Raw genomic sequence first — 21,495 nt, forward strand, 5'->3', positions numbered from 1 at the left:
ACAACCTTCTTATCACCAGAGACATATTTGAGTGGTTCAAAGCCACCACTTCTTGCATCATCAAATTCTAAGAAATAGGCATCCACATTTTCCTTTTCAAATAGGAAGCTTGCGACATCATCATATCCCCCACTAGCAGCATAAGTCGAATGGAAGTTACCACGACAGACATGGGTTGTGATTGTAAGGTCACTTGGTTGATTATCAATAACAGCATTATTGATATCTAGGAATTCCTGTTTGATCTTATCTAAGCCAGCCTGATCTGTATTGAAGAACTGTGGTCCTCGTGGATCCACTAAGAGTCCCCATGAGCAGTCATCTAGCTGTAAGTTACGGCATCCTGCTGCGTAGAGTTCATTGATAAAGGCACGATAAACCTTAATAACATCTTCATGGAAGTCATCCAGGTTATCATAATACTTCAATGTATTCTCTAAGGCAAAAGGCATTTCAAATTGTTCTAAGAACTGGGCTGGAGCGGGGATGGTCTGCTTGGCAACAGTCTTGTCATCTTCAAATGACTGAACAAACTTAAAATGATCAACAAAAGGATGATGCTTATAGCCTAGCTTGCCTGTTAGATATGTATCATCAATCATGGCATCTTCACCGGCAAATGGCAAGCCTGTTGTTGTAGGCTGGTGACCAACACCTTCAAATGCCCACATGAAGTCTAAATGCCATGTCTCTCTTCTAAATTCACCATCGGTCAAGACGCCTAAGCCGGCTTCTTTCTGTTTATGGATGAGGTCAGTGATAGCCTCATCTTCTACCTTATGTAATTCCTCTTCACTGATCTTTCCTGCTTTATAGTTTTTACGTGCTTCCTTTAAATATTCTGGTCTTAAGTATGAACCCACAACATCAAATCTATGGGGTGTTTTTCTATCATATGTAATTGACATAATGTAATCCTCCTGGTGATTCTTATCCTATCACTTTAGTCGGATATAGAAAAATACTTAAATCTTAATGCTTGTTATAGGAAATATTTATATGTATTAAATGAGTTTTAAATATTTGAAGGCATTATATAAACCATCATCATTGACATCAGTTGTAATGTAGTCAGCTGCTTCCTTGATTTCCTTGCCGCCATTACCCATCGCGACATTATAGCCACAGCATTCAAACATCGATAAGTCAATTTTAGCATCACCAAAAGCAATAGCGTCACTTGCATCCATCTTTAAATGATTCAGCAATACTTCGATGGCATGTCTTTTTGTGATGCCCTTTGGTCCTAAATCACCAAAGAGAGCCTGTTCATCTTTGCCACCCCATGTATTGGCAATTAAATCAGGAAATTCCTTGATACTATCCAAGTGGTCCTGATAGCTATGAAGGACAAAGGATACTTTATTGACATCATCACGATAGAGCTGTTCTGTTGGTAAATAGATATACTGGTTGACACTGTTGGACTTGAAGGCTTCAATGTCTTCAATCTTCTTGCCTTTGCCTAGGACATATTTAGCCATGGCTTCTGGTCCATCGGTTAGGAAGTAGTCGTTGATATACATCCCTGAATTAGCTTCGAGATAGAAGCCAATATGTCTTTGATTACACCAGTCAACAATATGTCTCACATCTTCTAAGCTGATGCTTTGATGAAGAAGCACTTCGCCATTGTCTTCCACATAGCCGCCATTCGCACCAATCATGCCATCTAGCTGCATTGTACGGAAATCACGCTGCAGGATTTCTGCTTTCGAACATCCTGTACAGATATAGACAAGATGGCCATTTTCTCTTGCCATATTGACTGCTTTTTCAGCCGATAGTGGTAATTTGGCTTCATAATCAATTAATGTGCCATCAACATCTAAAAATAAAATTTTCTTTTCACTCATACTCTTTCTCCTTTTCTTCATCCTATCATGAAAAGGATGTTAGGACATTCTTGTTTCAAAAAAAGAAAACCTATAGCATAGGCTATAGGCTACTTGACTTTCTTATCAATTAACTGACATAAATCTCTTACTGTCTTGATCTGCATAAGTTCTTCATCTTCAAATTGTGTATTGAGTTCTTCTTCTAGCTGGAATACTAAATCAACTAAATCCAATGAATCAATGCCTAGGGCCTTGAATTCAGAATCCATTGTAAGTTCTTTGCCTTTAAGCTTATCAGCTAACCCCTCTTTAATCTTATCAAAATAATCCATAATACTCTTACTCCTTTACATCACTAATTATAAACTATTCATCATAAAACTCAAGAAAGAGGCTCATGTAGGCTAAAAAAGCCTGCATGGCTGCTTTCTTCTTACGATAATAGGTCGCCTTAGAATAATACTCCAAATACCAGTACTTATCACTATGTTTGATGAAATCCTGTTCAATAATAAAATAGAATTCTTCGCCAATATGATTCTTTGCCTCTTCAATAACCTGAATACATCTCTCCGCTCTCATCTTCTTTTCTAGCTGATGACTCATATAGCATCCTTGACTTCTAGGACCATCCTTAATGAGATGGGTGGTGGCGGGGATATAGCAAAGGGATTCATAGTGGAGGTAATTGATTGCCTGATGATATTGTTTGATGATTCTAATGATTTCTTGTTTTTCGTTCATGAAAAAACACCTCCTATATATGTATAGTCATAGGAGATGCATTTTACTCACTAAATTAAGAAAGCTTCTTTAATATCATTCGCTTCTTCTTCACTAAAGCCAATATCGAGCAGATAGCCATAGGCTGAGCCATAGTGTTCTCTTAAGTAATCCAGCAGGATCAGCATATAGCGTGGTGATGAGGCAAGATATTTCTGATTTTCTTCGTCCATGATTTCTTCTAGCTTGTCAATCATGCCAAGATTGTAGGCATAGGATTCAGAATAGTCTTTCACGATATCATGTTCATGACAGCCAGCTAGATCTAATAATAATGCGGCAATCACACCGGTTCTGTCCTTTCCTGCTGAACAATGGAATAATACCGCTTCATAAGGATGATTGAGAAAGATGTCAAAGACTTTCTTGATGCCTGCTTTATGAGCTTCCAGCATGAAGATATAGACACCGCCAAGATCACGATATTCTCTTACTTCTTCAGGAACAACCTTAACGACTTCACTGCCCATGATATTAACTTCATGGTTTTCAATGCCATCATAGTGTTTAAATGGTGATGGCTGGACCTGTTTTTCAAAATCACTTCTTAAGTCAATTGTCACTCTGACGCCATAATCATATAGTTTTTGAAGATCTTCTTTTGTGGCATTGGCTGGGGAAGAGGCACGGATGAAGTGATGGGCTTTTGTATAGCGTCCTTCCTGTGTTTCATAGCCACCAAGGTCCCTTGTATTTGTCATTTTATCAAGCTTGATTAAGCGTTCTTCGCTTGTCATGTACTGCATAATTATTACCCCTCATATGGGCGCACTCTCAATGTTACGCCTAAGTCATCACAAATTTTCTGACACTTTTCTATTTCCTCATCACTGATGACATGATCAACAACGCTCATGACAACATGTGGAATATATTGTTTGCATTCCAAGGCAAAGGCTTTGATATAGTCCTGGGAATCAGGGCCAAAGTCACTGCGCGTGATTTTATAGAATTCTTCTTTAGAAGGTGTGTTGAGGGAAATAGAGACTGTGTCTATACGTCCTGCCATCTCCGGTACAATATCACGATTGTTGAGAAGATTGCCAAGACCTATTGTATTGATGCGAATAGGAAGATCTGGGCGTTTTTTCTTGATTTCATCAGCAACCTTTAAAAGATCGTCAATCCTATTGGTTGGTTCACCATAACCACAGAAAACAACTTCTAAAAAGTCATTGAGATCATACTTCTTGAATTCATCAAGTATTTCTTCTAGTGTGGGCTCTTCTTTGAGCCATAAAGAGTTTGTGTCATCCATCTTCTTGATCTGTCTTTCACAGAATGAACAATGACATGGACATCTATTTGTCGCATTGACATAGACCTTAATGCCACTCTTTAGCTCTTCTCGTGAAACATTCTTCAAGTTCATATAAACGCCACCAGGATGCACTGTATATAGTATCGTACTCATAACTACCTCCCTATTCATACTTCAACTCCTATCTACAATAGTCGAAGAAAGAGCATCCGTCAACCTATATGATATCAAGACAAACAAAAATGGGGAAGATCCCCATTAGTTGTTTCTTTGTGCACGATTGACATCATTCGCAATGGCAATCAGGATTGCCAGGGCAAGCAGTTCCTGCTGATGATCAAAGATCGTGATCTCATAGCGATCACCAATAGAAATAAGCTTTCTTTTAATACTGCCCATCTTCTTGCCATGAGAATCAATGATAGTAAAGTTCAAAGCAAGAATATTTCCATCAACACGATAGCCATTACTTAAGCCATAATCATTCTTTAAGAGCCTGATTTTCTTATTAATAGAACATGCAAGATGATCTTCTAAATAGATATCATAGTGAGGCATTAAGTGTAATATGCGCTGTTCTATATAGGCATGCTTGCCACCCTTCATGTCATAGAGCGTTGTCTTGTCACCGATGGAAATCATCCTGCTAGAGATTTCATAGGCCTGATGACCATCTTCATCGTAGACATAGAATCTATGATGTAAGGAAATGAGCTTTTCACGAATATAATATTTCATATATCAACCCACACTTTCATTTCAATCAAGTTTTCCAAATAGAATATAACGACCATTTGTCTTTGTATCAGCACATGTTGATAAACCAATAATGCGATCACCATTTTTGAGATTCATAGCACGATAATTGACAGACTTACTCTGGATATAGTGTTCAAAAGCTGGTAAGTTTTTTGTCACCTGTGCTTCCTGACTATAAAAATGGCTATCATATGCATCACAGGATACACATGCGAAAATAGTAATCTTATAGACATGATCCAATGTATATAGCTTACCTTTTGTATTCTTTTCAAAGAAAGACCGATCTAGAAATTTATCGATGTCACCAAACATCGCACCAGCTTCCATATGATGCCCATAAATAAGAGTATAGGGATCTTGGAAATGCGGATTGTTTGTAGTACTCATAAAGATGGATCCTGATAAAGTATAATCGCCAAAGACATCCTTATTTAAGTATTCATAATCATAATGTCCCTGAACAACAGGATAATCAATATGTGTATGATCAATAGTTAACCAAGCACGTACATCCTTGTTTTTCATCATTAAGGCTGCTAAACCTTCAGCATTGTTTTGCGGTTTATATTTAAGATAGTTTCCTCCAAGCGCATTATGGTTGATTTGATAGTTACTATAGAGTGAAAATCCACCATAAAGCAATAATATAATCATCAGGATGGACAAAATAATATTAATAAGCTTATTCCCTATTCGTGCAGCATGAGCAGAACGATCCAAATACATTGCATCCATTAGATTGAATTCCTCCTTAGTACACCAATAACCTTTCCTTTTACTTCAGAAAGCTCAACAGCCCCATAATAACGGCTATCTTTCGATCCTTCACGATTGTCACATAGGACAAACACTTCATCCTTCTTTAGCTTTATAGGGAATTTCGCTCCATTCTGGTAAGGCTTCGTTGGTGTAAATATGTTTGGTTCCACAATGGTATTACCATTGACCTTCAAGTTTCCTAGCGTATTCAAGTCAACAGTATCTCCGCCCTGAGCTATTATTCTACCTACATAAGTCTGATCCTTCTTTAATACGATTACATCATCATTCTGATAACGATCATTAAGACGATAATAAAGCATAATATCTCCACTCGACAGGCGGGGCTTCATATCATCATTACTTACTATATTCAAGCCAAAAATCAATCCAAATAATACAAATAATAATATGACTAAACCAACTAATCTCTCTAAAAATTCCTTAATATCACTAATATCTCTGAGACGTTTTCTTTTTTTATAAATCACATATTCTGGTGAATCTTTGCCATATGTGTCAATGATATGTGAAAGCTTTTTTGGTAGATTCTTCTTCTTTTTCAATGTCTTAACCTAGTTTCTTTAATAACTCTTCAATCATTTCATCTTTTGCATCAATGATTGCTTGATATTTATTTTCCTGCATCTCAAAGGCATGGCGATAATCAATCTGTAACTCATCCAGTTTCTTCCACACATCTCTTTCATTCACGCCACCAATGATATTTCTCTTAAACTTTAGTTTTTTTAGCTTCTTTGCGATTTCGTCCATCAAACAACCCCTCCTATAATAAGCAGAATAGAAGTAAATCCTTTTACAAACTTACTAATATCATACAATTATTTTCAATATTTAGTCATCAGCTTATATTAACTATGTCCATGTTTAAGATTAATCAGACTACTTGTGTTGCCTTGTCTCTAGTATACCATTTTGAAGCAAAATATGAAAATTATTCACTTTAATATTTTCTTCATTCTCATTATTTCAAATCCGTATTGTATTCTTTGAAATAATTACCCCTAGCTTTACTGTCTTTATCAAAAATAACCTCTAAAAGATACATTATATTTCATCATTCAAGTAAGCTTTTTCTCAATGTATCTAATCTATTTTCTAGGTTTTTCTATATAGAAGTCTAGCATCCAACAATTGAATTTTTCAAAGTCAATTGTTTTAAAAATATAAACTGTATAGAAAAAGTATATCCTTGATGCAAGCATCCGGATATACTTTCTTTCATTATTCTACACGACGTTTCCCACCAACGATAAATAAAATTACACAAATCAATCCAGCAATCAATAACATCGATAACCAGAACATAATTGGAGTACTATCACCAGTTTTTGTATAATGTGTTACCTTTGTGATGACTTTTTGAGGTGCCTTGTAGTTATTATCGAAGGCAAATTCACTTGGCTTTGCGGATGGAGCAACCTTGTCATTTAAAGTTCCCTTCCAGCCTGAAACAGCAGTTTTCAAGCCTAACCAGCCACCATTTTCATCAAACTGATTTTCAACACTCACCATTACTGTATATTGTGTCGAATCATAAGTCACATCTTTTACATTACCTTTAGTCTCAGCTAAAGAATAGTAATAAACGCCAGGCTTTGAGTATGTAATATCACCGAAAGTAAGTTTTTCTTGAGTCTTTCCTGAAGCAACAGCTTTTAATGCCGTGACACTAGGTAAAGGGGTCTCTTTATCCAAAGCACTTAATTTTACTTCAAATTCAGTACCTTTAGGCATTTCGGCATTCATGTAAACTGTAGCGGGAATTTTAGCGCTTGTCTGTGAATCAAGGGCTAATACTCTTGTCGGAATAGAAAGCAATGCAAATAGTGAAACTGCAGTTATTAATGATAATATTCTTTTTAGTTTCATTATAATCCTCCATTCCTTGAAAACATAGAATACGTTGAGAATTGTATGGATGTCTTAGACATCCATACAACTTATTGATAAAAGCAATTATTCTTCTTCAGCTCTATGTTTTTTAGCAACGAATAATCCTAAAGCACCAGCTAAAGCAACCATTAATGCATATGGACCATACATCATCATAATACCAGTAGGAGTAACTTCATCTCTCTTATTAGTGATTGTTTCTGTTACATCTTCATCAGCCATATTCTTAGCTTCTTTTACTTCACCAGTTGTTACATAGTTATCCTGACCTGATTCATCTTCAGTTACTGTATATGTATCAGTAGTTGATAAGTTTTCAACCTTGATGCTTTCGCCACTCTTCAAAGTAAATTCATATGTCTGACCGCTTGTAAGAGTCTTTGTTTCATTACCCTGTTTTACGACATAAGTGCTTCTGCCAGATCCTGAAGTAAGAGTTAAATCAAAGTTCCAATCTTTCTGTGTGTCACCCATTACGCCAGTGACTTCCTTTTTGATTGTTAAGTCTTTGAATTCATTATCGACACCATATTTATTAGTGAATGTATCACTCTTTGTAGCGTCCTGAACTAATTCAGAATCATATACTTTCACATTTCCATTTTCTCTCTTTACGAATACATAAAGATAACGAGTTGATACATCATAAGTCATATCTTTATTAGTGCCACTAGTTTCTTTTACTTCATATTTGTAAATACCTGGCTGTGTAAATGTTAACTGTGATAAATCAAATGCACTAGTATAAGTCTGATTACCATTTTTAGCAGTATCAGTTGTAACATCTTTAGCTGTAATTGTTCCTGTACCTGTTGAAACTTTCATACCATTTCTAGTTTCATTTTCAGTAGGATCAACGCCTTTAACAGTGAATTTAAATGTTTCTGCAGGCTGATAAGTATCGACATCCTGAACATCAACAACCTTTTTAAATGTAGGTTTAAGTGGATCTTTAGTAGTTGTGTCAGCAGCAAATGCTGGAGCAGCTGCAGAGAATAGCATTGTACCTGCTACTGCAAAAGATGTCATTGATTTTCTAAATAACTGTTTGTTCATAATTCATACCTTCCCTTATTCTTTAGATTCTATATTTTTTTTAATTTTTATAGCCAATAATAAACCAAATACAATAGCAACAATAAATGGAATACTATTTGTTACCATGCTTGTAGGAGCAATAGCACCTCTTGTATTCGTAAATGTAACTTCATCATCACTTGTTAGTGAAGCAATTGTTGCAGCTGTACCATCTTTACTTTGACCATTACCAACAACATAAGAAGTCTGGTAACCATCTTTATTCCCATCAGTTTCAGTGATTTCTACAACATCACCGTACTTAAGGTCACCATTATAATTTTCACCGTCATAACCAAGTTTCCATTCACCATTATGTTTTAGAGTAAATGTGCCATTCTTTACTTCATCGCCATCTCTCTTAATCGTATAAGTGAATTGGAACTCCTTATCAGTATCACCCATGTTACCTTCAACAGTTTTCTTGACTAATACTTTCATTAATTGCTTATTCTTGAGTGTCAATGTCTGATCCTTGAATTCAGCATATTGAACGTTATCTCCTGCTAAGCTTACAGTACCATCTTTCGCAACTGTTAAAGTAAGGCCATTACCAATACTGTTTTCATACTTACTTAATTTACTTTCTGTAACATTGTAAGTGCCAATATCCAAGTTTACATACTTGTCTTCTGTCTTAGAAGTTGTCACAGTCTGACTATTTGCACCGTCAAATGTAACATCAAGAGCTAGTTTGTCATGTGTATCATAGTCTTCTTTATTGACTTTTATTCTTCTTTGATATTTGTTATCAAATGTAACATTTGCAGAACCTGTTGGGGTTGCGCCATCAGGAACAGTAACAGTCTGTTCAGTTGGCTTTGTGACTAAATGATAACCTGGAATATCTGTAACAGTTTCATAGACTTTGTATGACCCAGCATCAGGAACACTGAATGTAAGAGCATTATCATTTCCAAAAGTACTGAAATCTTTTGTCATAGAAGGAATACCAGTAGGACCTTCAACTTTAAATGCCATCTTTCCTTTTTCTTTGAGCTTTGAAGAAAGATCAATGCCACTAAATGTCTTATGGATCTGCATTCTATAGACACGGATAACAGGTTTTGGATAAGTTAACGTTTCTGACTCACCCTTACTATTCGTATATTTTACTGTAGCGTTTGTATTAGAATAATACCCATCCATACCTGCATATGTACCTGTTTCGACATCTGCCTTATTTGGATATGTACCCTTTGCTACAAAGTCCGCTTTAGCGCTTTCTGAAGCACTTACTGGAATCGTTAATACGTATTTCTTCTTAGGATCAATAGTGCTTGCAGAACTCTTACGTGTAGCAATAACTTTTTTACCTTCAACAGCTATTTCCCAATTAGCTGTATCATCCGCATCACTACCAGTACCATCTGCATTTCGATATTTCACTTTAATCTTATTTGCATCAACAAGATCAACATTGCTGCTAAGCTCATCAGTAATTGTAACTTTATTGATATCAACTGTTGTTGTACCAGCCGCTATTTCCTTGAATACATTACTTAATTCACTGGCATCAGCTTTTACGATAACCCCTTTCTTGCATTTTGCAACTTTTGAGAGTTCACCTAAAACATTTTCGTCAGCTGTACCACAACCAATCGCGTAGAAATAATCTGAGGATTTGAGTTTTAAACTTTCAACTGCAGTCTTCGCATGTGATAATGCATTCGAATCATATGAACTACCATCACCAGTTGTCTTACCTGAGTTGTTATAATAAAAAGTTGGTACACCATCAGTAAGGAAAATGACTAACTTTGTCGAATTTGTATGATCATTCTTCAATAAGTTATTAGCTGCAAGAAGACCTGCTTCGTAGTTAGTACCACCATCTGCATTTAATTTGCTTGTATCTACAGAAGAACTCCATCCTTGAAGAATAGTTGCATCATTATATGCTTCATCACCATACCCATTGCCACCTGAGAATCTTACCAATGCATATCGTGCATCAATATCGAGCCCATTTGGATTAGTACTACTCTTTGGACCAGCAATCTTTTCAAAAGCATTAATAGCATCTTTGGCCGCCTGTATACGGTCTTCACTTCCATTACTTTCTTCACTCATACTGTATGATGTATCTACGATAAATACAACATTGACTCTTTGTTTTTCAACAAAGTTGCTCTTTTGGCCCGTAAATGACAGATTCAAGTTATAGATTGGATCACCTAAAGCAGTACGACTTTTAGTCTTATCAGCTGTCTTTGAATATGTAATATTACCTTGATGTGTTGAATCAACCGTTGCTTTAGGAAGAATACTTACATAGACTGTTTTAGGTTGTTCAGTGTAAGAATACCATTTAACACTACCAAAAACACCTGGTCGCCCATACTCATAAGAAACTTTTACTGTAAAACTGGCATTTCCTGTTTTTTCCCCAGCATTTATTGTAATTGTTCCATTACCTTCTTCTATGGTAGATGTTACAGTAATACCATCGGTATTAGTAATTTCTGTTCTAATATTTCTAATATATCTCAGATTATGTGTGAACTTCATATTCACAGTTGCACTGCCTCCAGGTTCAAGTGCAACGTAGTTATCAATCTGAAGTGATGTACCCATTTCTGCTGCAGTTGTTGCGTCATCAGCAACAACATAGATTGAGAACTTCTTTGCTTCAAAGATAACCTTTTCAGTACCTACTGATTTGACATTGACAGCTTCTGGCTTAGCTTTCGCATTATCCATGTGATAGATATTAAGACGTGAGCTATCTTTCTTTTCTTTAATCGAATTACTATCAATAGTTACTTCAATAGGATGAGCACTATCAGGTTCAAATTCATTTCCCTGAGCATCAAAGATTGTAATATCATACGCAGCTAGTACATTCTTTTGTTTGAATGCATCATTTTCTAGCTTTACAGGATAAGCTTTGACGACTGCATTTTCAGGAAGTTTTCCTTTTAATGTAATGCTTGTCTTATCACCTGTTAGCTTTTCCCTATAAGTACTTGAAGTGTAAATTGTTGCTTGAATCGTTTGTGATAGTAGCGCCTTCTCATTTGATGAAGACTCAGTTTGATTCTCAACTTTTTGTGTCGGTACTTGTGCTTGTTCTTCAGCTGCTGGTGTTTCTTGTGTTTCTTGCACTTCCTGATTACTTATTGGAGCAGCCGTTTGTGCGTCTTCGGCATAAGCATGTTTATGCACGAGTCCTGAACCAAATACCATTGACAAGATGAGAAATACTGCAATAATCAAATGAAAACGTTTTTTCATATATTTCCCTTCTTTCCTTTGTATTTTTGAAAAACAATTATTCAACAAAGGCAAACCTTAAAAAAATCTTAAATAATTTTCTCATTGATGCCCCCTTTATTATTGATCATATCCGATCAACTTGTTTTTCCGCATGCCATCATACGTCTAGATATCTTGCATGCCATGATTTAAGAATACCTAGTGTTCTTTCCCTCCCCTTTTGATTTTTGTAATAGAATTCATATCTCATATATTCCGGAACTAAATGAAAGTCATTACTTGCTATATTTAGTATACCCAATATACGTAACACCAATGTCACATCAATATTTTGCTTTTTTGATTTGTATTATTAACACATTGATTAAGAATATATAGAAAAAGTGAGGTTTTCACCCCACTATTAGTATGCTCTTGCATAATAAATAATATGTTTAGCTTTCTTTCCACAGCATGGACATACAGCGTCATCGCTTGCTTCATCTGGCTCATAACATCTTGATGTAGCCTGATAATCTTCTTTGACTTTAAGCTCACATTCCTGATCACCACACCAGTTTGTCTTGATGTAGCCACCTTTTGTATCCAGGATTTCACCAAACTGACTGTAATCGTTTGTTTCGGTGATATGTGTTCTTAGATGTTCTTGTGCCTTGGCATACATTTCTTCATGGATTGTATCCATTGTCTTAAGGACTGTGTTGGCTAATTCATCGTTGAGGTCAACGGTTGTCTTTGTGCCATCGTTACGTTTAGCAATCACACAATGACCTGCCTCAATATCACGTGGTCCTAATTCAATACGTACAGGAATGCCTTTCATTTCAGCTTCCGCAAACTTGAATCCTGGTGATTTATCTGAATCATCAACACTGACACGAATGCCGGCTTTTTCAAGCTGTGCTTTGACTTCATAAGCCTTATCAAGAACACCTGGTTTTTGTGACTGGATTGGGACAATGACGACCTGTGTTGGAGCAACTCTTGGTGGCAGAACAAGGCCGTTGTCATCACCGTGAACCATGATAATAGCACCAAGTAATCTTGTTGATGCACCCCATGATGTCTGGTAGATATATTTCTGTTTATTATCTTTGTCTAAGAACTTGATATCGAAGGCTTTCGCAAAGCCCTGGCCAAAGTAGTGCGATGTACCTGACTGGAGCACCTTGCCATCATGCATCAAGGCTTCAATTGTATATGTCTCTTCGGCACCGGCAAACTTTTCTTTTTCTGTCTTACGTCCAGTAATGAGTGGAATCGCCAGTAAGTCACGGCATGTTTCGACATAGATATCACGCATTCTTAATGTTTCTTCGCGGGCTTCTTCTTCTGTCGCATGGACTGTATGGCCTTCCTGCCATAAGAACTCAGAGCCTCTTAAGAATGGTCTTGTTGTCTTTTCCCAGCGAACTACTGAACACCATTGATTATATAATTTAGGAAGATCTCTATAGCTCTTAACCTGCTTAGCGTAAAGTTCTGAGAAGAGTGTTTCTGATGTTGGTCTGATGATGAGTGGATCTTCTAGTTCATTTGTGCCCCCTCTAGTGACAACAGCACATTCAGGCGCAAAGCCTTCTACGTGATCCTTTTCTTTTTGTAATAATGATTCTGGAATCAACATCGGCATATAGACATTGGAATGCCCAGTTTCCTTAAAACGTCTGTCCATGAAGTTCTTGATTTGTTCCCACATGGCAAAACCATATGGTAAGTAAATGATGAAACCTTTCACATTGGAGTAATCCATTAATTCTGCTTTACGGCAGATATCTGTATACCATTGTGCGAAGTTTACATCTCTTGATGTAATTGCATCATTTTTGAAATTCTTTGCCATATTATCTTTCCTCTCTAATATACTCGTTTATTATACGCATTTTACTTCAAAAAGTAAAAGAAAGTCGGTGGAATTCCATCGACTTTTTCTTCTACCCAATATTCTTCAAGATATGATATTCACGAGCAATTTCAAAATAACGATCCATTATTTCTCTAAGCTTATGCCACAATTCCTGTTCTCTTTCTCTTCCGGCAGCACCAATTGTCTTCCATTCCTTATTGATTTCTTTCATACGATTTGTGCGTTCATAAGAGAAATCATGATCATATTCAGCTTTAGAGAGAATGCTCTTTGCTTCTTCAACTAAAGCCTTCTTCGCTTCATAGTGTTCATCTAGTTCTTTGTTGATGTTATCATAGTAAGCTTTTTTCTTGTTGTAGAAGTATTGCTGATGGGCATTGAATTCATCCCAGAGCTTCTGATCAACCTTGCCGGCATAGCCTGCTTCTTTCCATCTTGCCATCAGGCTTCTAAAAGCAGCACTGCCTTCTTTGAAGTTCTCAAGATTAGCCACCTGAATAGCTTCTTCAATTAAAGCTTCTTTCTTTGCCTTAGCTTCTTCTTGTGCAGGCAGGACTGTATTTGCCCACTGTTCATGCTTCTTGTCGAAGAAGGCATCACATGCTTCTCTGAATGATTTCCATAATTCTTCATCTGTTTCATGGCCTGCTGAGCCAGCTTCTTTCCACTGTTTCTGTAAGTCCTTGATAGCTTTTGTAGCCTGATCAAGGTCTTCTGCTTCCAACATTGCTCTTGCCTGGTCCACTAGGTTTTCCTTAACAGCTTTGACATTGGCATGGTTTTCTTCTAAGGCTGCATAGAATTCATCCATTGGTGTCTTAAAGAATTCCCAGATTTTTTGCTGGTATGGAAGGTTGAAGTTTCTTAATGACTTCCATTCATCCATTAATTCCTTATAGGCATGGGCTGTTTCTCCCCATGATGTGCTTGTTGAGAGTTCTGTTGACTTATTGACAAGCTCATTACGTTTATTGATATTTGTATGGACTTCCTCAATTTCATCAACAATGACTTCTCCACCTTCATAGCTGGCACGCTTATGATAGATTTCATAATAGCTGTTTTCATCCAACAAGCCCATCCAGACACCATAGTTATCTGCTGCTTCTGGTGAAACCTGCTGGCCATCTTCGTCTCTTGCGCCATATCTGATTTCGATTAAAGGAAGATGTGTAACGCTGTCTTCCTTTTCTTCTACGACTGCTTCTGGATCTCTAAAATCTGGTAATTCTCTTAATCTCTTCATTTGTCTCATGCGGTAACAGTCAGCTGACTGCCCCTTTCTCCTTTTCTTACAATTATTCCACTTTCTATTCTATTCTTAAGTTCACCAACATGGGATATAATCCCAATGACCTTGTCAGTTTCCCTTAATTTCATTAATACATCAATCGCCTGACTCAACGACTCATCATCAAGTGTCCCAAATCCCTCATCAATAAAGAGGGTATTGAGCTCAATGCCACCTGTATAATTCTGAATCATTGTTGATAGTCCTAAAGCCAGGGCTAATGACGCCTTAAAGGATTCACCACCCGATAAGGATTTCACATCACGATATGTTCCTGATTCATAATCAAGTATCTCTAAATCCAATCCCTGTCCACCATTACCTTTTGCTTCCTGTCGTCTTTTAAATTCATAGCGTCCGCTTGTCAACATTGAAAGCTCAATATTCGCAAAAGAAATGATATTTTCAAAATAGCTTGCCAAAACAAAGCGTTCAAAGGATATCTTGTTGGCATTGTTCTTGCCTGTTGTCGCAATCATGAGATTGTGATAGAGCTGATAGTCTTTCAGTAAGCGGGCATTATCTTTTTCTATCTTGATCATCTTCTTATAGATATTGTTCGCACTCTCATAACTATTCTTCAATGCATAATAGCGCTCATCCATTTCTTTGTTGGATAATTCTTGTTCATGCAGCTCTTTCTCAAGGGCAGAAAGATCAACCTTCTTTTTCCCTTTGACAAGCTTTTCATTATCTTCAAGCTGTTTTTGGATTGTTTTAAGATGCATATGATAATCATCTACTTCTTGCTTCATTTTTTCAAGCAAGTCTTGTTGATTCTTAGAAATTTGATAGTTTTCATAGCTATCAAAGCGTTCATTAAGAGATTGATCAAAGGCCTGCTTCTTTATATCATATGTCTCTTTGGCGGCTTTTAAGTTTATGCTATTTGCTTGCTGCTTTGTTTCATAGATGGCCTGATCACGCTTGAGTTTTTCACCCATGGTCGTGATTGCCTTAATATCCTGCTGTATTTGCGCATAGTCTGCTTCAAGAGTGATGAGATGTTCCTTAGAGTAACTTTCGATATCAGGATATTGTTGCTTTATAGTTGCAATGGAAGTCTTGGCAACTTCGATAGCACTCTTTAAGCTCAATATCTTCTTCTCCATCGCAAGCAGTTTAGCTTTTGAAGAGTCCAGTACTTTTTGCGACATAGCCACTGAGCTACTTAGCTTCTTGAGATATTCAATATGCGTATAGCTTTCTTGATAGCTCTTGCCAGCTTCATCCTTCTTCTGTGTAATATCTGACAGCAAGCGAATAAAGACATCTTTATCAAGTTCTTCAGCAATCTTCAGTTCATCTTTTAGACGCTTGATTTCCTGCTTTGTAAGTAAGATGGCATTCTTCTTTTCATTAGCTTCATCAAACTTCAAATCGACATCACGTTTAGAAGAAGTGACTTTCTTCTCTAATGCAGCGAGCTTTTCATCACTTAAGACATCATCAACGCGCTTGGCAAGATGGGGATGATGTATCGCCCCACAGACTGGACAAGGCTCACCTTCTTTTAAGCTTGCGGCAATAACACCATAATTAGCCTGCATGCGCAATGCATATTGCTTGTTCAAGTAAGCTTCTAGTTCTGAATAGCTTGTCAGTGTTTTTAAATAGAGCTGATGGGCTTCATAGTAATTTTCAACCTTATTATTATAATGATCAAACAGATCAGATAATTCATGAATCTTGTTTTTACGATCATTATACTGATTAACCTGCTCCTCATTTTGATGAAGGGCAACTATGAAATCCGGCAGCTCGGCAACTGACTTATTGTCACGGGCAATCCGTTTTTCTTTTTGAGCGATATCTTCTTCTAACACCTGATAGTCTTCTTCAAGCTGTTTAATCGACTTGGTATGCAAGAGGATGGCATCCTGACTTTCCTTTAAAGCCTCAAGCATGCTCATCGCTCTTTTTGCCTGAATGAGCGTATCATGGAGTTGTTCACTTTGTTTCTTGAGTTCATCCTGCTTGATAAGGCGCGTCTGATACTGCTTTTCATCCTCGTTAAGCTGTGCTTTTGTCGCTTTAAGCATCTTCTCTTCGACACTCAGCTTTTCAACATTATCACTAAGACTCTGGCATTCTTTTTCCATAGGCAGGATTTCCAAGGCTTTGTTGATGTGTGAGATTGTTGTGCTCTTTGATATTATGTCTTGTTGGTGTTCTAAGAGTTCCGCTTGTTCTTTTTTTAGCTTTTCAAGCTGGTCAATGCGTTCATTGTCCTGCTTTAAAGAGAAATAATGATCCTGTTTTTCTTTATAGCTTATTGCCTGCTTTTCTCTTTGTTCCCCCTGCTTACTTAGCTCAACAAGCATCTTATCTAGATGCTCTTTGATAAGCGTCAATGATTCACTATTATAAGCTTCCTGGGTATTGAAGGATAGGGATGCAAGCAAGGTATCCAGTTCGGTTTTCTTCTTGCTGACGGCGCCTTCAAGCTCACGGTCCTTATTCTTAAGCTTATCTTCTAGCTCCTGCAGATTCTTTGTATGGAAGATATTGCGGAAGATCTTTACACGATCATTGCTTGATGCATAAAGCAGTCTAGAGAATTCTCCCTGGGCAAGCATGACAATCTGCTTGAACTGGGTCGCGTCAACACCAAGCAGCTCCTTGATGGCATGAGTGACTTCTTTCTTGCCCTTTGTCAGCTTATCTTCAACCATAAGATAATCATTACTAGGCTTAGGCTTACCACTTGAATAATAAGCCATTTCCCTATGGACAAAATAGTCATGACCACCCACCATAAAAGTCAGTTCGACAATTGTTGGAATATCATTCGGCGCATATTCAGAACGAAAAACATCGCTGGAGCGATTGCTGCCCGAGGCTTCCCCATAGAGGGCAAAACAAATTGCATCAAAGAGCGTTGTCTTACCAGCTCCTGTATCACCTGAGATCAGGTATAAGCCTGCCTGATTGAGTCTTTCAAAATCTACGACAGTACGCTCAAGATAGGTTGAGAAAGCCTGCATTTCTAATTTAAGAGGCTTCATCAATCTCACCCCCTTCTAGCAGCTCCCCAATGATCTTCAATGAAGCTTCATCAAGGGTTGTGCCTGTTGATTGTTGATAGAAGTCTTCATAGAGTTCTACAAGACTCGTATGCCTGATTTTATCCATATGATGAATATCGTTGACTTCCTGCCCCATTAAAGCTGGATACGTCAGCTGCAGGACATGGGGAAAGAGAAGACGTAATTGTTCAATGGCATGAGGAATGATGCTTGTATCTGTCAGCTCAATCGCTATCAGGTCATTGCGATAATCCTGATAGCAAGTGGGATCATTGAGATTTTCAAAGCTATCTTTAAGAATCACAACATCCTGACTATTCTTAAATGGCACAAGCTCAAAGCTCATGTCCTTTGTATCAATAATGACATAGCCCTTCTTCTGCTTAACTTCATCAAAGGAGTATTTCAGTAATGAACCCGAATATCTGATCTTTTCCTGATGCACATATTGTGGGGCATGTAAATGTCCAAGAGCAACATAGTCAAAGTCTTCAAACAAGCCTGGATCAATCACTTCAACATTGCCAACTGATAAGCTTTGCTCACTTTCACTTGTAAGGGCATGAAAGCCGACAAACTGATGGGTTATGAGAATGTTGCGATAGTTGTGATCTAGGGGTTGTTGTTTACTTAGATAGTAGGCAAAGGCATCATTGTAGTTTGTATGAGGACATTCAGGATAGAGACGTCTGATATCGATTGGTCTTATAAAAGGCAACATATAGATACGTACGTCATCTTCTTCATGATAAACAATCTGTTCTTGTAAGTGTGTTTCAATAAAGAGTCCACTTGCCTCTAAGATCGAAGAGGCGAAATTGAGACGATCACTTGAATCATGGTTGCCAGAAATCATATAGACCTTTTTATGCAGGTCGTTGATGATTGTTGACAGGAATGCATTCAACAAGTTGACAGCTTCCTGAGGCGGAATGGCTCGGTCATAAACATCACCAGCAATAATTAGACCATCAATGTCATCTTGTCGCATTGCTTCTTCGATTTGGATGAGGCACTCTTTTTGTAGTTGTAAGAGGTTATAAAGCTTCAGCATCTTGCCAAGATGCAAATCGGCAATATGGATCAACTTCATGACATCAGCTCCCATCGATAGATTTCTTTCACATTTTCACCTGGCGCAAACATCTTTCTATAGCGCTTAGGCACTTCCTCAACAGCTAATAGCTTACCTTTCAGTTTCTGAATGGTTTTCTTGCTTGCGATATTATCCGGATCACAAGTCACAAGCACATGGTCATAGCCATGCTTAATGATCTCCCCTTTTAACAACAAGCACGCCTGATAGGCATAATGATGGCCACGATAGTCTTCATCAATGGTATAAGCAATATGTCCATCATAGTAATGCTGTTGATCACTACCCAATCTAAAAACAAGTGTCCCCACTTGTTTTCCTTCTTCATATATTGCATAGATGTAATAGGGTGTAAAATTTGGTAATAAATTGTCTTTGATAAAATCTATTTGTTTGATTTCCATATTATCTATATTATACTCAAAAAATTAGGGTTTATGGAAGTGATTCATGCTTATTTTTTATTTCTCTGGCACAATAAGATCAATAAGTCCTGCTAAGCAGTTCACTTCGATAGGAAAACCTTCTCCTTTTTCTCCGTCAATGTCATAGACAATATCCTGATCGCATTCAATCTTAATATGACTGGCCTGGCAATAGCGGATCATCGGGTTCTTTGTATGAATCTGGAAGCGATAATCTTTAAGCAGGTTCAGCAATTCAGCGACATTGCATTTCTTGATAATAAAGAGATCGAGCTTGCCATCACTGACATCGGCATAAGGCGTAATGTCCCTAAAGCCACCTACTGATGAGGAATTGGTAATAAGGAAGAGCGAAGCATCTTCTTCAAAATATTCATGATCGGCAGTCACCTTGAGATGAAGATTCATGGCGAGCTGGGCAGGCAGTTCTTTAATGCCAGTAACATAGTAAGCTAATGGCCCAAACGTGTTCTTGAGTTCCTTTGTGACCATGAAGGCAATATCGCTAAACATGCCGCCTGAAAGCACATTCGCAAAACAGATATCGGAATGCGCTTCCTGACCAACGTCCGCTTTGATGGTCTTGAAGTTCTTGATCATTTTTGCAAATTCATGAGGTGTTGTTGGAAGCTTGAGATAATTCGCAAAGTCATTGACTGTACCAGCAGGAATGAGGGCTACAGGTATGTGGCTATTTGAGTTAATGAGGCCCATTAAGACTTCATTGACCGTCCCATCACCACCTACTGAGACAATAAAGTCATAATCACCGGCTTTTAATGAAGCCGCTTTATACATGGCATCATTCTTTTTTTCTGTATAGAAAGTATCTACTGTTGATACATCAGTATCAAGAATCAATGTTCCAATAATGCGGTCAAGATTCTTCTGGATCACCTTTGTTCCAGAGACAGGATTAATGATAAATAAGCACTTCACACATATCCACCTTCCTTTACTCAATTCTAACAAAAAATATACCTAGATGCAAAACTCCTTTACCTAAAAAAGGACCTTATGGTCCCTTACATAGATTTAAAGATATAGTCTTTGCAGGCAATAATATATTTAATGCCCGATACAACCGAGAAGAATGTTGCCAAGTACATAAGAATCTGATCCAATGGGAATCCAAGTGCTGCAAAGAATGGATTATTCAACAAGATGAGAGAAATACCAATCATCTGTGTCATCGTCTTAGCCTTACCCCAATAGCTTGCGGCAACGACTTTATTATTTCCTGCGGCCACCATGCGCACCCCATCGACAAATGTATCACGCAAAATCATAATCAGTAACAAGACAATATTCATTCTGCCTGACATGGTAAGAAGAATCATTGAAGAATTGACTAACGCCTTATCGGCAATTGGGTCAATGAATTTCCCGAAAGTTGTAATGAGATGGTACTTTCTTGCGATATGTCCATCCAACATATCAGTGAGTGAAGCTCCCACAAAGAATAAGAAACAAACAGTATCTAGTACTGATATTTGTGTAAATAAAATGTTATATGTTGGTATGTGAATACCAAAATCCCCAAATGGGAATAAGTAGATAATGATAAAGAGCGGTACGGAAATAAGTCGCGCTACAGATAACTTGTTTGGTGTATTCACACAAGCCACCTCCTAACTATAATACTTTAACACTTTTAGGGGTAAATGAAAATGGCTAACTGAAATTTATGATTGATTGGTTTTCTACAGTAAATATCCACCAGCCTAGCTGGTGGCTTTTCAGTTTCGGGCATAGCCCTGCGCCTACCAGAGACGCGTGAACCGCGTTTTACGTTGTGCGGCTTTACCAACTGCCCGTTCATTTATTTCTTCACTTTAATTTTCTCTACCTTGAATCCAGCAAACGGATCTTCAAAGTCCATTGCCAGCTGATCAATTTCCTTATCCTCCACCAGCTGGTTTCTTATATACTCTTGTATCTTCTTCGTGTTCTTTCCTACCGTATCGACATAGTATCCTCTGCACCAGAAGGATCTGTTCCGATACTTGAATCTTGCATTAGCCCATCTTTCAAAAATCATTTGCGAACTTTTGCCCTTCAAATATCCCATAATTCCAGATACAGAATACTTTGGCGGAATTTCAATCAGCATATGAATATGATCAACGCATACTTCCGCTTCAAGAATGTTGATTCCCTTCCATTCGCAT

General features: G+C 37.5%; 21 protein-coding genes. All 21 read right to left on the reverse strand.

Translation table 11 applies throughout. From position 1 onward, the window contains the following. Positions 1–908: uroporphyrinogen decarboxylase/cobalamine-independent methonine synthase family protein (locus T529_RS0112110; RefSeq protein WP_033163876.1), on the reverse strand; the 908-nt coding region annotated here is incomplete at its 3' end. Positions 909–1,004: 96 nt separating this feature from the next. Then, positions 1,005–1,856 carry a Cof-type HAD-IIB family hydrolase gene (locus T529_RS0112115; RefSeq protein ID WP_033163853.1) on the reverse strand — a complete coding sequence of 284 codons (852 nt, stop codon included), beginning with the start codon at positions 1,854–1,856 and terminating at the stop codon, positions 1,005–1,007. Between the two features lie 89 nt (positions 1,857–1,945). Continuing rightward, the gene (locus tag T529_RS0112120; protein ID WP_033163854.1) at positions 1,946–2,170 is read right to left on the reverse strand and encodes an acyl carrier protein; all 225 of its coding nucleotides are present in this window, start codon (positions 2,168–2,170) and stop codon (positions 1,946–1,948) included. 34 nt (positions 2,171–2,204) lie between these two features. After that, positions 2,205–2,582, reverse strand: coding sequence for an MG284/MPN403 family protein (locus T529_RS0112125; protein ID WP_033163855.1), 378 nt, complete (start codon positions 2,580–2,582; stop codon positions 2,205–2,207). Positions 2,583–2,632: 50 nt separating this feature from the next. Further along, entirely contained in the window at positions 2,633–3,367 is a 735-nt protein-coding gene (locus T529_RS0112130; protein ID WP_033163856.1) for a tyrosine-protein phosphatase, read from the reverse strand. Between the two features lie 5 nt (positions 3,368–3,372). Continuing rightward, on the reverse strand, positions 3,373–4,035 hold the full coding sequence (locus T529_RS0112135; protein WP_033163857.1) for a TatD family nuclease-associated radical SAM protein: 663 nt from the start codon (positions 4,033–4,035) through the stop codon (positions 3,373–3,375). A gap of 105 nt (positions 4,036–4,140) precedes the next feature. After that, complete coding sequence (locus T529_RS0112140; RefSeq protein WP_033163858.1) at positions 4,141–4,620, reverse strand: LURP-one-related/scramblase family protein; 480 nt, start codon at positions 4,618–4,620, stop codon at positions 4,141–4,143. A gap of 21 nt (positions 4,621–4,641) precedes the next feature. After that, entirely contained in the window at positions 4,642–5,379 is a 738-nt protein-coding gene (gene srtB / locus T529_RS0112145; RefSeq protein WP_081823151.1) for a class B sortase, read from the reverse strand. Continuing rightward, complete coding sequence (lepB, locus tag T529_RS0112150) at positions 5,379–5,969, reverse strand: signal peptidase I (protein WP_051647003.1); 591 nt, start codon at positions 5,967–5,969, stop codon at positions 5,379–5,381. Before lepB ends, srtB begins: the two co-directional genes overlap by 1 nt. Before the next feature lie 4 nt (positions 5,970–5,973). Then, positions 5,974–6,177: a hypothetical protein gene (locus tag T529_RS0112155; RefSeq protein ID WP_033163859.1), complete on the reverse strand. Its 204-nt coding sequence runs from the start codon at positions 6,175–6,177 to the stop codon at positions 5,974–5,976. Positions 6,178–6,648: 471 nt separating this feature from the next. Next, positions 6,649–7,296, reverse strand: coding sequence for a Spy0128 family protein (locus T529_RS0112160; protein WP_033163860.1), 648 nt, complete (start codon positions 7,294–7,296; stop codon positions 6,649–6,651). A gap of 87 nt (positions 7,297–7,383) precedes the next feature. Next, entirely contained in the window at positions 7,384–8,376 is a 993-nt protein-coding gene (locus T529_RS0112165; protein ID WP_033163861.1) for a DUF7601 domain-containing protein, read from the reverse strand. Positions 8,377–8,391: 15 nt separating this feature from the next. Then, a complete protein-coding gene (locus tag T529_RS0112170; protein WP_033163862.1) occupies positions 8,392–11,634 on the reverse strand; it encodes a vWA domain-containing protein in 3,243 nt (1,080 codons plus the stop codon). Between the two features lie 385 nt (positions 11,635–12,019). After that, positions 12,020–13,459, reverse strand: a complete 1,440-nt coding sequence (gene proS / locus T529_RS0112175) for a proline--tRNA ligase (RefSeq protein WP_033163863.1) — start codon at positions 13,457–13,459, stop codon at positions 12,020–12,022. Positions 13,460–13,550: 91 nt separating this feature from the next. Beyond that, positions 13,551–14,738 (reverse strand): DUF349 domain-containing protein, encoded by a 1,188-nt coding sequence (locus T529_RS0112180; protein WP_033163864.1) that lies wholly within the window; start codon positions 14,736–14,738, stop codon positions 13,551–13,553. Further along, entirely contained in the window at positions 14,735–17,782 is a 3,048-nt protein-coding gene (locus T529_RS0112185; protein WP_033163865.1) for an AAA family ATPase, read from the reverse strand. The genes T529_RS0112180 and T529_RS0112185 overlap by 4 nt, the downstream gene beginning before the upstream one ends. Then, positions 17,769–18,896, reverse strand: coding sequence for an exonuclease SbcCD subunit D (locus T529_RS0112190; RefSeq protein ID WP_033163879.1), 1,128 nt, complete (start codon positions 18,894–18,896; stop codon positions 17,769–17,771). Before T529_RS0112190 ends, T529_RS0112185 begins: the two co-directional genes overlap by 14 nt. Continuing rightward, positions 18,893–19,303 (reverse strand): GNAT family N-acetyltransferase, encoded by a 411-nt coding sequence (locus T529_RS0112195; RefSeq protein ID WP_033163866.1) that lies wholly within the window; start codon positions 19,301–19,303, stop codon positions 18,893–18,895. Before T529_RS0112195 ends, T529_RS0112190 begins: the two co-directional genes overlap by 4 nt. Positions 19,304–19,360: 57 nt before the next feature. Further along, positions 19,361–20,263, reverse strand: a complete 903-nt coding sequence (locus tag T529_RS0112200) for a diacylglycerol/lipid kinase family protein (protein WP_033163867.1) — start codon at positions 20,261–20,263, stop codon at positions 19,361–19,363. A gap of 86 nt (positions 20,264–20,349) precedes the next feature. Continuing rightward, positions 20,350–20,943 carry a CDP-diacylglycerol--glycerol-3-phosphate 3-phosphatidyltransferase gene (pgsA, locus tag T529_RS0112205; RefSeq protein ID WP_033163868.1) on the reverse strand — a complete coding sequence of 198 codons (594 nt, stop codon included), beginning with the start codon at positions 20,941–20,943 and terminating at the stop codon, positions 20,350–20,352. A 203-nt stretch (positions 20,944–21,146) separates the two neighbouring features. Further along, positions 21,147–21,495, reverse strand: a 349-nt coding sequence (tnpA, locus tag T529_RS0112210) for an IS200/IS605 family transposase (protein ID WP_033163869.1), incomplete at its 5' end; no start/stop codon positions are given.

It is taken from the genome of Sharpea azabuensis DSM 18934, assembly GCF_000702165.1.
GTDB classification, from domain to species: domain Bacteria; phylum Bacillota_I; class Bacilli_A; order Erysipelotrichales; family Coprobacillaceae; genus Sharpea; species Sharpea azabuensis.

Excerpts from the sequence above, each read along its gene's own strand:
- T529_RS0112115 (WP_033163853.1), bottom strand. The coding sequence starts at position 1,856 with ATGAGTGAAAAGAAAATTTTATTTTTAGATGTTGATGGCACATTAATT.
- T529_RS0112195 (WP_033163866.1), bottom strand. The coding sequence starts at position 19,303 with ATGGAAATCAAACAAATAGATTTTATCAAAGACAATTTATTACCAAAT.
- T529_RS0112120 (WP_033163854.1), bottom strand. The coding sequence starts at position 2,170 with ATGGATTATTTTGATAAGATTAAAGAGGGGTTAGCTGATAAGCTTAAA.
- T529_RS0112125 (WP_033163855.1), bottom strand. The coding sequence starts at position 2,582 with ATGAACGAAAAACAAGAAATCATTAGAATCATCAAACAATATCATCAG.
- T529_RS0112140 (WP_033163858.1), bottom strand. The coding sequence starts at position 4,620 with ATGAAATATTATATTCGTGAAAAGCTCATTTCCTTACATCATAGATTC.
- T529_RS0112130 (WP_033163856.1), bottom strand. The coding sequence starts at position 3,367 with ATGCAGTACATGACAAGCGAAGAACGCTTAATCAAGCTTGATAAAATG.
- T529_RS0112180 (WP_033163864.1), bottom strand. The coding sequence starts at position 14,738 with ATGAGACAAATGAAGAGATTAAGAGAATTACCAGATTTTAGAGATCCA.
- T529_RS0112135 (WP_033163857.1), bottom strand. The coding sequence starts at position 4,035 with ATGAGTACGATACTATATACAGTGCATCCTGGTGGCGTTTATATGAAC.
- T529_RS0112165 (WP_033163861.1), bottom strand. The coding sequence starts at position 8,376 with ATGAACAAACAGTTATTTAGAAAATCAATGACATCTTTTGCAGTAGCA.
- srtB (WP_081823151.1), bottom strand. The coding sequence starts at position 5,379 with ATGGATGCAATGTATTTGGATCGTTCTGCTCATGCTGCACGAATAGGG.
- T529_RS0112190 (WP_033163879.1), bottom strand. The coding sequence starts at position 18,896 with ATGAAGTTGATCCATATTGCCGATTTGCATCTTGGCAAGATGCTGAAG.
- T529_RS0112185 (WP_033163865.1), bottom strand. The coding sequence starts at position 17,782 with ATGAAGCCTCTTAAATTAGAAATGCAGGCTTTCTCAACCTATCTTGAG.
- proS (WP_033163863.1), bottom strand. The coding sequence starts at position 13,459 with ATGGCAAAGAATTTCAAAAATGATGCAATTACATCAAGAGATGTAAAC.
- T529_RS0112170 (WP_033163862.1), bottom strand. The coding sequence starts at position 11,634 with ATGAAAAAACGTTTTCATTTGATTATTGCAGTATTTCTCATCTTGTCA.
- T529_RS0112155 (WP_033163859.1), bottom strand. The coding sequence starts at position 6,177 with ATGGACGAAATCGCAAAGAAGCTAAAAAAACTAAAGTTTAAGAGAAAT.
- T529_RS0112160 (WP_033163860.1), bottom strand. The coding sequence starts at position 7,296 with ATGAAACTAAAAAGAATATTATCATTAATAACTGCAGTTTCACTATTT.